This window comes from Robertmurraya korlensis NBRC 107688 (genome assembly GCF_001591645.1).
GTDB lineage: Bacteria > Bacillota > Bacilli > Bacillales > Cytobacillaceae > Robertmurraya_A.
Genome location: NZ_BCVH01000005.1, coordinates 207259 through 219819, shown reverse-complemented (window position 1 = coordinate 219819; position 12561 = coordinate 207259). Strand labels below are relative to the sequence as shown.

Genomic DNA, 12561 nt, shown 5'->3' with positions numbered 1-12561 from the left:
AGTGTGAAGGAGGTATTTCCATGACTATTGTTCACATCTTGAATTTCACCATTCCAATTGCCTGCATCCTATTTGCTGGAGTTTTAATGGATCGAATGTGTAAACCGGAAGTACCACAACCTGATAAAAACAACGATTAGTTTTTTGTTTTGTGTTTATTGTAAGCGCTTCCTAATGAATAATCCCTTGAATCTCTTTTCGCCACTCCTCTGAGTGGTTCTTTTTTTTTACATAAAAAAGACCGAACCTGTTAGTAGGCTCAGTCGGCAGTCCTTGGTAATATCAAAATTTCAACACGACGGTTTCTTGCTTTTCCAGCTGTATCATCATTGGGTGCAATTGGTTTAAACTCCCCAAATCCTTTAGCGCTGAACCAACTTGGATCAAGGCTCTTGTTTTCAAGTAATATTTTCATAAAGTTAATCGCACGCATGACACTTAATTCCCAGTTAGACGAGAACTGTGCATTTTTTATAGGTACATTGTCAGTATGCCCACTTATAATGATGCTACGGGCAGGATCCATTACAAGTAACTCAGAAATTTCTTTTACAATCTGCAGATCTTGTGTTCTAACAGCATCACTTCCTGATTCAAACAATACATTATCACGGATGGTTAAAAGTAATCCCTCATCGGTTAACTTCGTTTCAAGCTTATCCTGTAACCCTTTGCTACTAACATATTCATTTACCTTTGCCTGAATCGCTTGCAGCTCCACCTGTTCAGCCTGCTGTGCTAGCTTTTGCTTTTGCTCTTCTGTCATTTTCTCTCCAGATTGAGACTGTTCGATCTCTTCAGAGTCATTTGTTTGCTCATCTGGTGCAGTTGCCCCTTCCTCTGGGATTGGGCTTGGGAACTCAAAAATCCCTGTTCCACTTGTAAACTCCTGATTAAACACTTCAGCCATCGCTTGAAATTTCTTAGCATCTACAGAACTCATAGAAAATAATACGATGAACAAAGCTAGTAGGAGTGTTAACAAATCCGCGTATGGGATTAACCAAGACTCATCGACATGCTCCTCATGGTGATGCTTCTTCCTACGCTTACTCATTGGACGGTTCTCCATTAGCAGCTAAAAACTTCTTCTTCTCACTTCCTGGTAAATAAGACGCTAGCTTTGTTTCAATGACACGTGGGGCCTCCCCTTCAAGAATCGAAAGGATGCCTTCTACCATCATTTGCTTAATCTTTACTTCTTGCTTCGATTTACGCTTCAGTTTGTTGGCAAATGGATGCCATAGTACATATCCCGTAAAAATCCCTAGAAGTGTTGCGATAAACGCGGCACTGATCGCATGTCCAAGTCCATCAATGTCATCCATATATTTTAAGGCTGCAATTAGACCAACTACCGCTCCCAATACCCCTAAAGTCGGTGCGTACGTACCCGCTTGCGTGAAGATTAGTGCTCCTGCTTGGTGTCTTTCTTCCATTGCTTCAATTTCTTCAGAAAGTACATCGCGAATATAATCAGCACTTTGGCCATCAACCGCAAGAGACAGGCCATTTTTTAAGAAGTCATCGTCAACTTCATTTGTCTTTGACTCCAATGCTAACAGCCCCTCTTTACGAGCAAGCTGAGCCCAATCAGAAAACATTTTTATAAGATCCGTTGGGTTCGGAAGCTTGTCTTCTTTAAACAATTTTCCAAACAACTTCGGAACTTTCTTTATTTCACTAGTTGGAAAAGCAATGGTTACTGCCCCGGCTGTTCCTAATAAGATAATCAAAATCGCAGCTGGGTTAATTAATGCCGTAGGGCTAACCCCTTTAAAGAACATACCAACTAATACAGCAACTAGACCTAACACGAGACCTACTACTGAAGTTAAATCCATCTTTTTCACCTGTCTTTTCTCAAGTCTTATATGATTTGATAGATATCGTCATTCTATCATCCTACTATTCTTTATTTCGGCGATAAATGTCATTTTTTAAGGGATTTTGTAAAAAATCTGCATAAAGATTTTCCTAATAAAAAAATGCCACAGCTTCTCGCTTAGGCATTAGAATAATTTTTTATTAATTTTCTGTTCGTAATTTTTAAAAACAGAGGAGTTTGTGTTGATTCGACGTTTAGATAACATGCTGTTAAAAGCTAACATCTTTTCGTTTAGCTTTTTCTGAATCCCTATTATACCTTGTATCTTGGAAAGTAAGAGAGGTTCTAAAATTTGTATATTAATTTTGGTCAGGCATCCAGTTTGCTGGTACACCTTTACCTGTATCTTTAGCATGTTGGAGTGCCTGCATTAGCCTAACATGTTCATATAGATTCCGTCCGACTTCCCTTGGATAGACAAGCTTAGCGACGATGACTCGATTAGGGTCTATAAAAAATGAAGCTCTAAAGGCTGCTCCTGCTTTTTCATCAAGTACTCGATACGATTTGGAGATCGTATGAGTTCTGTCACTCAACAGGGGGTAGTAGACATTTTGTAAAGAGGGAGTCGTTTCTCGAAATACTTTATGTGAATAGATGCTATCCGTGCTGATAGCCAAAACCTCAACATTCATCGCTTGAAAATAAGGATAAATAGCAGCGACCGCCGCTAGTTCTGTTTCTCAGACCGGTGTAAAGTCACTAGGATAGAAAAATAAGAGAAGCCATTTCCCTTTATATTGCTCAAGTTCGAATGTTTTAATTTCTCCATCCACAAATCCTTTTGTCGAAAACGGTGGCGCTTGATCGTCTCGAGTCGCATAAAAAGGCTGTTGGCCATTTTGAGATTGATTAGTCACTTAGATCCCCCCTTACTATAAAATTCGAAAAGCCCATACCTTCTATAAATATGCATGAACCTTCTGAACTGTCCTGTTTCTTTTCTACATAGAAGGGAATTTTTCCGGAGAAGCTAATTTTGAAGGAAAGGAGTGTGAAAAAATGGGTCGCGGAAAAGATTTTGAACATAAGAAAAAAGGGCACCCCGGGAAGTTTCCTGAGGGAACTCTTGTTGAAAAACATACGAAGGACGCAATTGGTGACGAGGAATTTCTCGTTGTACGTGAAGCGTTTAAAAATCGAGTGGAAACTCAGGATAATGAGTAGACCTTGCCTATGCAAGGTCTTTTTTATTTGTCCAGCTCTAGCACCTAGCTCCTCGGGTTCATAAGGCAAAGCCTATCGGTGCATACCTAGACGCTTAAGCTTTTCATATTCCCTTTTTCTTTCGTTTTCCTGTATACTTAACCCGAGTAAATGGAAATTCGGAGGATAACTAATGAAATCACTCGTACTTGCTGAAAAGCCAAGCGTGGCTAGAGAAATTGCACGCGTTCTTGGCTGTACGCAAACACATAAAAGCTATATTGAAGGACCGAAGTATATCGTAACTTGGGCGCTTGGACATTTAATTGAGTTAAAAATGCCCGAGCATTACGATACGAAATACAAGCAATGGAATTTAGAAGACTTGCCGATTATCCCAGATAAGATGGGTCTTAAAGTGATGAAACAAACCTCTCACCAGTATAAAGCCATAGAATCTTTGGCCAAACGTAAGGACGTTAGGGAATGTATTATTGCCACCGACGCCGGGCGTGAAGGGGAGCTTGTTGCACGGTGGATTTTAGAAAAAATCCGTTGGAATAAACCTATTAAGCGTTTGTGGATCTCCTCTCATACGGATCGTTCGATTAAAGAGGGATTTGCCAAACTTCGCCCTGGAAGTGAATACGAAAATTTATATGCATCAGCTGTTTGTCGCGCGGAAGCTGATTGGTTAATTGGACTTAATGTTACTCGTGCATTAACAACGAAATATAAGGATCCTCTCTCAGCTGGACGCGTCCAAACTCCAACACTTGCACTTGTAATGGAACGGGAAAAAGCGATTCAAACGTTTAAGCCACAGGAATATTGGACGATTTCTGCACAAATTGGGCCGTTAAAGGCAGATTGGGAGGAAAATGGCGAGAAGCGAATTTTCTCTAAAGACAAGGCTGATGCTATTGTGGCAACAGGCAAAGGGCAAAAAGCCCTCGTTCAGTCAGTGAATAAAACAGCTAAGTCCGAGCAACAGCCCCTTCCATATGATTTAACGGAGCTTCAACGTGACGCGAACAAGCGATTTGGCTTTTCAGCCAAAAAGACATCAAGCGTTTTGCAAAAATTATATGAGCATCATAAGCTGGTAACTTACCCTCGTACGGATTCTCGTTACCTCACAACTGATATGGAAGCCACCATGCTCGATCGAATTGAAGCAATCTCTGGAGGCTATAAGGAAGAAGTGCGTAGCATTCTCGCGAACAAGGGAAAGGTATTAGCAAAGCGTGTATTTAATAATGAGAAAGTAACCGATCACCATGCCATCATCCCTACAGAAGAGCGTTTATTCCTTCGTGATTTGGAGGCAGATGAACGAAAGCTATACGATTTAATTGTGAAGCGGTTCCTAGCTCTATTTTACCCTGCCTATCAGTACGAAACGGTTCGTGCGGTATTTGATGTAAACGGCGAGTCATTCTCTGCGAAGGAAACGGTCGTTGTAAATGCAGGATTTAAAGCGATTACTGGGAAAGACGAGGAGTTAAGTGGGCAAAAGCTTGGACAAATATCGAAAGGGCAATCCTTCTCGGTAGGTCAGCTACATGCGGAGAAAAAACTAACCGAACCTCCTGCTCGTTTCTCGGAATCTGATATATTAGGTCAAATGGAGAAGTATGGTCTTGGAACTCCTGCGACTAGAGCTGAGATTATCGAAAGAATCATTGAAACTGAGGTCGTGGAGCGAAAAAATGGCCGCCTACATCCGACTCCTAAAGGCAAGCAATTGATGGATCTCGTAAATGAGGAGCTTACCTCTCCTGAGCTTACAGCCAAATGGGAAAAGGACCTTGAAGCGATTTCTCGTGGAAAAGGAGATCCAAAGCAATTTTTAAAACGGATTCGTAAGCAAACCGAGCAGCTGATCTCAGAAATTAAGGCTAGTGATAAATCGTACCGTGCTCATAACTTAACGGGATCGAAGTGCCCAGAATGCCAATCCTTGTTAAAAGAAAGAAATACCAAGGAAGGGAAAATTCTAGTTTGCTCAAGCACGGAATGTAACTACAGAAAGCGAAAAGATCCAAAGCTCTCGAACCGACGCTGTCCACAGTGTAAAAAGAAAATGGAAATGCACGAAGGAAAAGCAGGTTTGTACTTCCAATGCCGAAAATGTAATGTCGTTGAAAAGGCAGAAGAGCGAAAGAAAGCAGTCAACAAACGCGAGGAACGAAAACTCGTACAAAAGTATACGCAAAAAGATGAAAACTTCGGAAACAGCCTTGGAGACCTATTAAAGGCTGCATTAGAAAAGAAGGATTAAAGAAAGGAACGCTTAGGGGCCATCAGGCACCTAAGCGTTTTTTCAGGAGTAAAACTGTCCGTCCCACACGGACAAATCAGACATTTTTGTCCACGAGCGGTGACAGACACCGTCGAAAGACAGATTGGGTGGGTTTGTCCAAGAAGGGTGTCTGTCACCACAATTAGGAGGGTTTTAGTATGAGAATACGTGATTGGGATTCCAATTTGAAGGTTCGTTTGTTTGGTGAGGCGTTAATGAACATTACCTTTTGGATGTTTTTCCCCTTTTTGACCATATATTTTGCTGATGAATTTGGCAAAAGCCTCGCTGGGTTGTTATTAATTCTTTCACAGGTTTTATCGGTTTTTGCTAACTTGATAGGCGGTTATTGTGCAGATAGATACGGCCGTAAACGGATGATGGTTTTATCTGCTTTTGGCCAAGGCGTGTGCTTTATGTTATTTGGACTTGCCGATTCACCTTGGCTTCAATCCCCATGGATTGGCTTTCTTTGTTTCTCTTTTGTCGGTTTTTTCGGATCCATCTACTGGCCAGCTAGTCAGGCAATGGTGGCTGATGTGGTCGACGAGGAAAACAGAAGCAGCGTGTTTGCAGTCTTTTACACATCGATCAATATTGCCGTTGTCATTGGTCCTTTATTAGGAGCGATTTTCTATGTGAATCACCGCTCCCAGCTACTCCTCATCGCTGGAATTATATGTGTAGGCCTTGCAGCTGTTCTACAGAAATGGACACGTGAAACGGCACCAACCTACGAACACAAGGTGAATACCACCACAAAATGGTATTCGTTTGTTGGTAATCAGCTTCGCGACTACAAAATCATTGTTAAGGACCGAACCTTCCTATTATTCATCGTTGCAGGAATATTGTCGGCACAAACTTTTATGCAGCTCGACTTGCTCATTCCTGTCTATACAAAGGAAGTCGTTCATAATCAAACCCTACTAACCCTTGGCAGTTGGTCATTAACCGTCAGTGGAGAACAAGCCTTTGGTTTCATCCTTGCAGAAAACGGCTTGCTTGTTGCGCTCTTAACTGTAGCTATTACTAAATGGGTCATTGGTTTTAAAGAAAGAAACGTTTTTATCGTCTCTTCCCTGCTTTATGCCATCGCCATTATTGGATTTGGCCAAACAGAATGGATTTGGGGACTTGTACTGGCAATGGCAATTTTTACTCTTGGAGAACTTCTCGTGGCTGGATTACAGCAAAGCTTTATTTCAAAAATTGCCCCCGATCATATGAGAGGACAATACTTTGCCGCGGCAAGTCTACGATACACAATCGGTCGAACCATAGCACCTATCTCTATTCCTCTGACGGTTTGGATTGGATATGAATGGACCTTTTTCACCATTGCCATTCTAGCCATCGGGAGTGCTGCGATCTACTGGATCATGTTTTCAAGGATGGATCATAAACAACAAACATTAACGGACGTTAAAGACTTAGCATAATTTCAATTACTCCCACCCCTAAGCCATAAAAAACCTTTCGGGTGGCGAATTTGTTTTCTTTTTCTTGAGAAAACGAATACAATAATAAAGAAGAATCCATAAAAAAGGAGACTATACATATGAGCTTTCAAGCTAATTTAGAAAAATACGCAGAGCTGGCTGTCAAAGTAGGCGTAAACGTCCAGCCAAATCAGACACTTGTCATTAATACATCACTTGACTCAGCAGAGTTTGTTCGCCTTGTTGTACGCAAAGCTTATGAGGCTGGTTCTCTTAATGTGATTGTAAACTGGGCAGATGATGAAATCACTCGTGCGAAATATGAGCTGGCACCAGACGCTGCTTTTACTGAATACCCTGAGTGGCGCGCACGTGAACTAGAAGAGCTTGCTGATAAAGGGGCTGCCTTTATGTCCATCGTTTCATCAAGCCCTGACCTTCTTAAGGGAGTAAACCCTGAGCGTATCTCCAATTTCCAAAAGGCAGCAGGAACAGCATTAAGTAACTACCGTAAAAAAATTCAATCAGATAAAGTAAGCTGGACTGTCATTGCAACCCCATCGCCTGCTTGGGCTGCTAAAGTATTCCCAGATGCAGCACCAGAAGAACAAGTGAATCTCCTTTGGGATGCGATTTTCAAGGCTACCCGTGCGGATTTAGACGATCCAGTGGATGCTTGGAAAAAACACGACGAAACATTACATGAAAAAGTGGCTTACTTAAACGAACGTCGCTATAAAAAGTTACACTATACCGCTCCTGGAACTGATTTAACGATTGAGCTTCCAGAAAAGCATATTTGGGTTGGTGCTGGAAGCATCAACGAACAAGGACACAGCTTTATGGCCAATATGCCAACGGAAGAAGTGTTTACTGTTCCATACCGAACAGGAGTAAACGGATATGTATCAAGCACGAAGCCGCTTAGCTATGGTGGAAATATCATCGATAACTTCACCATTACATTTGAAAATGGTCGCATTGTTGATGTGAAGGCCGATCAAGGTGAAGATATCTTAAAACGCCTGGTTGATACAGATGAAGGATCACATTATTTAGGAGAAGTGGCATTGGTTCCTTTCCAATCCCCAATTTCTCAGTCTAATGTACTTTTTTACAACACCCTGTTTGACGAAAATGCTTCCAACCACTTAGCCATCGGAAGTGCCTATGCATTTTGTATTGAAGGCGGAAAAACAATGTCAGCGGAAGACCTTGAAAAGAACGGTCTCAACGAAAGCATTACACATGTGGATTTCATGATTGGGTCTGCAGAAATGAACATTGATGGCATTACAGGTGAAGATCAAACAGAACCCGTATTCCGTAACGGAAACTGGGCGTTCTAATTACTGAAACTAGGCTTGGTTCTAAGAACCAAGCCTTTAATTTTTATAGTTGTCTCTAGGTCTAAGCCAACCTCTCTTTCTATATGTATTAACAAGGTGTTCAAACCCGTAGAAAGGATAGGTGAGGCTAACATGTTTGTAGTCACTTATTACGAAAACAGAAATGTGTTATTAACTCAGTTTCTAAAAAGTCTCCCTGAAGAAGGGCAAAATGTGAAAATTAAAGGCCGTAAAGGCAAGATCACTTCCGTATCACCAATTGATGAAAAAAAGGTTCATGTGTATGTTACTCTAGAAGCAATTAATAAAAATAAGCTTGCTGCCTTAGATACCTCTAAAAAGAAAAAACGGTAAAAAAAGCATGAGGGGAATCCTCATGCTTTACTTGTTATCGTTATTTTTGCCTTCTACTCCAGCGCCTAGCTCTTCAAAGCTTTTTACTTTTCCATGCGGGTGTTGATCTTCTTTTCTCGCTCTCCATTGACGTTCTTTTTGGCTTTTTGACTTTGTCATCTCACATGCTCCTTTATAAATAACTTCTTTACTATCTTTTCAGGAACATCAACATCTTATGTAATAAAAATAACGGACCCAATGTTGGATCCGTTTTGGAATTCATTATTCAGTTTCATTATACAAAGGGATCTTCCATTTCTCTTTCACCTCATGATAACGTGTGACCGTGATTAGGTGCAGAGTTAATTCTTCAGGTAATTCTTTAAGACCATTAGCCCCAAGCTTGACTGTCGTTTTAAAACGACCGTTCTCATCCTTTTCATCGAGTATGGATGTACTTTGATAGGCTTGATAGGAGTTTCCTTTATCATCTACAATCACCCATTCACCAAGGTCTGAGGAAAGCCATTCCTTACCACCGTCCATCTCAATTTCAAACTCGACGTCTTTTTCTATTGGCCATAATGATTTTTTCAGGGAGTAATTTGTTTGTTTTTCTGCTTTTTTTATCGTCATGTGGTTTCCTTCATATTCAAATGTTACAGGTTTCTTCTTCAAATCACTCGGCTTGATTTGGATAGAGAAATCCGATGGAACTGTCTTAATGACCCCATCTAATACAAAAGTTAAATTCCCTTCATCTTTCTGAGGAACAAAGGATTCATTCCATTCATTCTGTCCCATCACTCCCGTCCCCTGACCACTTCCTTGTATCATACCTGAATCGGTTGGATGTCCTTTTTCTTCTGTAAACAGATTATGTCCAGAAACCATCTCCCCCTCTTCATTTTCAATATGATATTGAATAGCCGTTCCATATTGACCCGTATCTGATATCCCTTTACCAATTTTCTTAGCTAATGCTTGATTTTGCTTATTAAGCATACTCCATTCATCATTTGAAAAAGAGGTCTCATACATAAGTTCACTAGAGGAAGGGGCAAATCGAGCTTCCTTCATTTGAATATTTACTCCATTGAAACTATTCTTATATTCATGTAACTGAACATTTGTAGTCATTTTTTGACTTTCTTTTAAATCAACTGGGACTTCTAAGTTCCAGGTGCCTTCTTCCCCGTTTAACAGTGATAAATTAAAATGAACTACTAGTTCTCCTATCTCCTTTTGATCGCGAAGAGATATTTCAATTAATCCGTAGTCACTCCCACCAGACCAACCCATACTAGAAATTTCAAGTGGGTTACCATCCGTTCCGTAGACGGAGATTTTATTTTTCATATTGTCTAGTTCTAAAGAAGAATCTTTCAATTCCCCCTTATCACTTAATACTTGATAAGAAAGAGCAATTCTAGAAGAATCTGCGATAACGTCTTCTACTTTAAATGAAATTCCTTGGTCAGTGGCGATTTGATTGACCCTATCAGCTATTCCAGCTTCATTGGCTATTCTAAGTCCTTCATCTACTTGGTCGGAAGAAAACAATCCCTCGACCCATTCAGCAAAGCTTGGATTCAAGGAAGTGGTAAGTCCAACTGCTAGTACAACTCCTGCCGCAAGCCCAATGACCCTATTCGACTGAAATCTTTTCTTTCCTATTTTTTGTTCATACGGCTCTATTTGTTCAAGAATGGTAGAGGCAAAATCATCCGGTAACTGAGGAGATTGTAACGTTTCTTTCACGAATTGCTGTTCTCCTTGAAACCATTCCACTATATGGTCGCAACCACTACAGTTCTTTAAATGATTGTGTATTTCGATCATCTCGTCTTCTGAAAGCAGGTTATCCACATACATTGATAATTTATCTGCCGTTGGACAGTTCATGAAAATAGCCTCCTTCTCGTTTCACGGTTTCTCTCATTTTTTTCTTTGCCCGGTGGATTTTATTACGGACATTAGACAACGACGTATCAACAAGCTCACTAATTTCGCTGTAGCTCATTTCATTTACATAACGTAAAAGTAGAATCAGTCTCTCTTCCTCTGGTAACGTGGCAATCAATCTTTCTAGCTGCCTACTTTTTTCATTTTTTAAAAATATCACTTCGGGATGATTCGGATTCACAATCCTTTCTTCATCCACTTTGCCCTTTATAATTTGATGACTTTTCTTACGAAACTCATCCATACAATGGTTAATGGTTACCCGATAAATCCAACTTGAAAAGGATCCCTTTCCTTCATACTTATCAAGCTGGTGGTATACTTTAATGAATGCGTCTTGCACAAAATCCTGTGCATCCTGTGGATTTTTTGTCATTCGTAAAACTGTAGCAAATAGCTGATTTTTATATTTATTAATGATGTGAGCATAGGCTTGTTTATTTCCACCCAGCACTTCTTGGATCCATTGCACTTCCTCTTCCATGGTAACCTCCTTACATGAAACGCTCATGCGCATGTCGCGATCATTTTTCTTACCTATATAACGAGTAAAACTAACAAATAATTTCAATCCATTCAGAAAAATTTATAAAACTTTCATGGCATAGATGATAAATTAGTTAAAGATACATATAGCTTATCATGCTACTGGAGGAAGAAAGATGAAAAATAAAACAAGAATAATGGGGTTGCTGCTTGTCATCACCGGTGCCTCACTCTGGGGAATCGGAGGAACAGTTGCTCAAAAGCTTTTCCAACAGTACGAGATAGAAGTAAATTGGCTTGTGACAACGAGATTACTTGTAGCTGGTATATTGCTGCTTGCAATCTATTCAATTGGTAAGAACCGATCTAGTATTTTTGATATCTGGAAACATAAAACGACTGCGATCCAGCTGGTTGTCTTTGGAATCTTCGGGATGCTAGCCGTTCAATATACCTACATGGCATCTATTAATCACGGAAATGCTGCTGTTGCTACCCTCTTACAATACCTGGCACCTATTATGATTTTATTGTATTTACTCATTCGTAAACAAAGTCACTTTACACGTCATGACCTTATTACGGTTAGTCTCGCCCTTTCAGGTTGCTTTTTTCTACTAACAAACGGCTCACTTTCCAAGCTGTCTGTTCCACCCATGGCAGTTGTTTGGGGAGTGTTGTCTGGGATCGCCCTCGCATTCTATACGTTATACGCGGGACAATTACTTAAAAAATATGATTCACTTATTGTCGTTGGTTGGGCGATGGTTATTGGTGGCTTACTCCTAAGCTTTGTTCATACTCCTTGGGAAATTGAGCTTTCTAGTTTTACTTTAGAAAGTTTTTTATCAATCATATTCGTCATTATTTTTGGAACGATGTTTGCCTTTTGGTTTTATATTAAAAGTCTACAAAGCCTATCTCCAAAAGAAACTAGTCTTTTAGGAAGCCTTGAGCCTTTAGCTGCAGTGCTAACAACGGTCTTTTGGTTAAAGGAACCCTTTGGCTTCCATCAATGGCTTGGTACGTTTTGTATGATTGGAATGATTGTTTTATTAGCCACTCAAAAAAAATCGAATCGCAATCCATCTAAAATCAATCATGAACCCCGCCAAGCAGGGTAATCAAAAGAGGCTATTGCAAAGAAATTCAAATTATGGGAGGATGAAACTACATATATTAGAATCGTTATAATGAATTTTAGGAGTGAATGATGTGGACCAGTTACATATTATCGTTTCTGGTAAAGTGCAGGGGGTCGGCTTTCGATACTATACGCAAATGAGAGCTTCACAGTATGGAATCACTGGCTGGGTAAAAAATATGGATGATGGCAGTGTAGAGATCATTGCTGTTGGCCAGCCTGAAGACCTCCAGCTTTTTATTGAGTCCATACGAGAAGGTAATCCTTTCTCTAAGGTCAAGAACATGGAAATCCATACAAGGGAGAAAATCGATCCTTTTCCCTCCTTCAAAATTAAATACTAACTCACCTATACCTTTTCCATGCTCAGAGAATAGGATAAACAAAAAAGGTGGGATAGCTAATAATGATGTATTTTGTATATCCTATTTACCCTTACAACACGTTTTACTCGCATCCCTTTTCTCACTCAGATGTAGTTATTCATGGACTAACTATCT

The 12561-nt window shown here is 40.2% G+C and carries 13 protein-coding genes and 1 pseudogene; 7 read left to right on the top strand and 7 right to left on the bottom strand.

Annotation, left to right across the window (positions count from 1 at the left end):
- Positions 1 to 259: 259 nt before the first annotated feature.
- The 4 genes and pseudogenes from motB to BKO01S_RS10035 form a co-directional block, all read right to left on the bottom strand.
- Positions 260 to 1057 (bottom strand): flagellar motor protein MotB, encoded by a 798-nt coding sequence (gene motB / locus BKO01S_RS10045; RefSeq protein ID WP_066052672.1) that lies wholly within the window; start codon positions 1055 to 1057, stop codon positions 260 to 262.
- Positions 1050 to 1844 carry a flagellar motor stator protein MotA gene (gene motA, locus BKO01S_RS10040; protein WP_066052668.1) on the bottom strand — a complete coding sequence of 265 codons (795 nt, stop codon included), beginning with the start codon at positions 1842 to 1844 and terminating at the stop codon, positions 1050 to 1052. Before motA ends, motB begins: the two co-directional genes overlap by 8 nt.
- 168 nt (positions 1845 to 2012) lie before the next feature.
- Positions 2013 to 2135: pseudogene (locus BKO01S_RS24855) on the bottom strand (DnaJ family domain-containing protein); the annotation flags it as partial.
- Positions 2136 to 2187: 52 nt separating this feature from the next.
- Positions 2188 to 2748, bottom strand: a complete 561-nt coding sequence (locus BKO01S_RS10035; protein ID WP_269748514.1) for a peroxiredoxin — start codon at positions 2746 to 2748, stop codon at positions 2188 to 2190.
- A gap of 142 nt (positions 2749 to 2890) precedes the next feature.
- On the opposite strand from BKO01S_RS10035, the gene BKO01S_RS24635 reads away from it, so the two are divergent.
- The 5 genes from BKO01S_RS24635 to BKO01S_RS10015 all read left to right on the top strand — a co-directional run bounded on the left by BKO01S_RS24635 (position 2891) and on the right by BKO01S_RS10015 (position 8484).
- Positions 2891 to 3055 carry a hypothetical protein gene (locus BKO01S_RS24635; protein WP_198158795.1) on the top strand — a complete coding sequence of 55 codons (165 nt, stop codon included), beginning with the start codon at positions 2891 to 2893 and terminating at the stop codon, positions 3053 to 3055.
- A gap of 172 nt (positions 3056 to 3227) precedes the next feature.
- The gene (locus BKO01S_RS10030; protein WP_066052662.1) at positions 3228 to 5318 is read left to right on the top strand and encodes a DNA topoisomerase III; all 2091 of its coding nucleotides are present in this window, start codon (positions 3228 to 3230) and stop codon (positions 5316 to 5318) included.
- 179 nt (positions 5319 to 5497) lie between these two features.
- A complete protein-coding gene (locus BKO01S_RS10025; RefSeq protein WP_066052660.1) occupies positions 5498 to 6781 on the top strand; it encodes an MDR family MFS transporter in 1284 nt (427 codons plus the stop codon).
- Positions 6782 to 6900: 119 nt separating this feature from the next.
- Entirely contained in the window at positions 6901 to 8130 is a 1230-nt protein-coding gene (locus BKO01S_RS10020; protein WP_066052657.1) for an aminopeptidase, read from the top strand.
- 132 nt (positions 8131 to 8262) lie between these two features.
- Positions 8263 to 8484 (top strand): hypothetical protein, encoded by a 222-nt coding sequence (locus BKO01S_RS10015; RefSeq protein WP_066052654.1) that lies wholly within the window; start codon positions 8263 to 8265, stop codon positions 8482 to 8484.
- A 27-nt stretch (positions 8485 to 8511) separates the two neighbouring features.
- Here the strand turns inward: BKO01S_RS10015 and BKO01S_RS24850 are convergent, their stop codons facing one another.
- The 3 genes from BKO01S_RS24850 to BKO01S_RS10005 all read right to left on the bottom strand — a co-directional run bounded on the left by BKO01S_RS24850 (position 8512) and on the right by BKO01S_RS10005 (position 10915).
- Positions 8512 to 8643, bottom strand: coding sequence for a DUF6254 family protein (locus tag BKO01S_RS24850; RefSeq protein WP_232311209.1), 132 nt, complete (start codon positions 8641 to 8643; stop codon positions 8512 to 8514).
- Between the two features lie 105 nt (positions 8644 to 8748).
- The gene (locus tag BKO01S_RS10010; RefSeq protein ID WP_066052653.1) at positions 8749 to 10371 is read right to left on the bottom strand and encodes a DUF4179 domain-containing protein; all 1623 of its coding nucleotides are present in this window, start codon (positions 10369 to 10371) and stop codon (positions 8749 to 8751) included.
- Positions 10349 to 10915: an RNA polymerase sigma factor gene (locus tag BKO01S_RS10005; protein ID WP_084362035.1), complete on the bottom strand. Its 567-nt coding sequence runs from the start codon at positions 10913 to 10915 to the stop codon at positions 10349 to 10351. Before BKO01S_RS10005 ends, BKO01S_RS10010 begins: the two co-directional genes overlap by 23 nt.
- A 178-nt stretch (positions 10916 to 11093) precedes the next feature.
- Between BKO01S_RS10005 and BKO01S_RS10000 the strand changes: the two genes are divergently transcribed.
- Both BKO01S_RS10000 and BKO01S_RS09995 read left to right on the top strand, forming a co-directional pair.
- Positions 11094 to 12041 carry a DMT family transporter gene (locus BKO01S_RS10000; RefSeq protein WP_066052651.1) on the top strand — a complete coding sequence of 316 codons (948 nt, stop codon included), beginning with the start codon at positions 11094 to 11096 and terminating at the stop codon, positions 12039 to 12041.
- A gap of 91 nt (positions 12042 to 12132) precedes the next feature.
- Positions 12133 to 12405, top strand: a complete 273-nt coding sequence (locus BKO01S_RS09995; protein WP_066052648.1) for an acylphosphatase — start codon at positions 12133 to 12135, stop codon at positions 12403 to 12405.
- Positions 12406 to 12561: the final 156 nt, after the last annotated feature.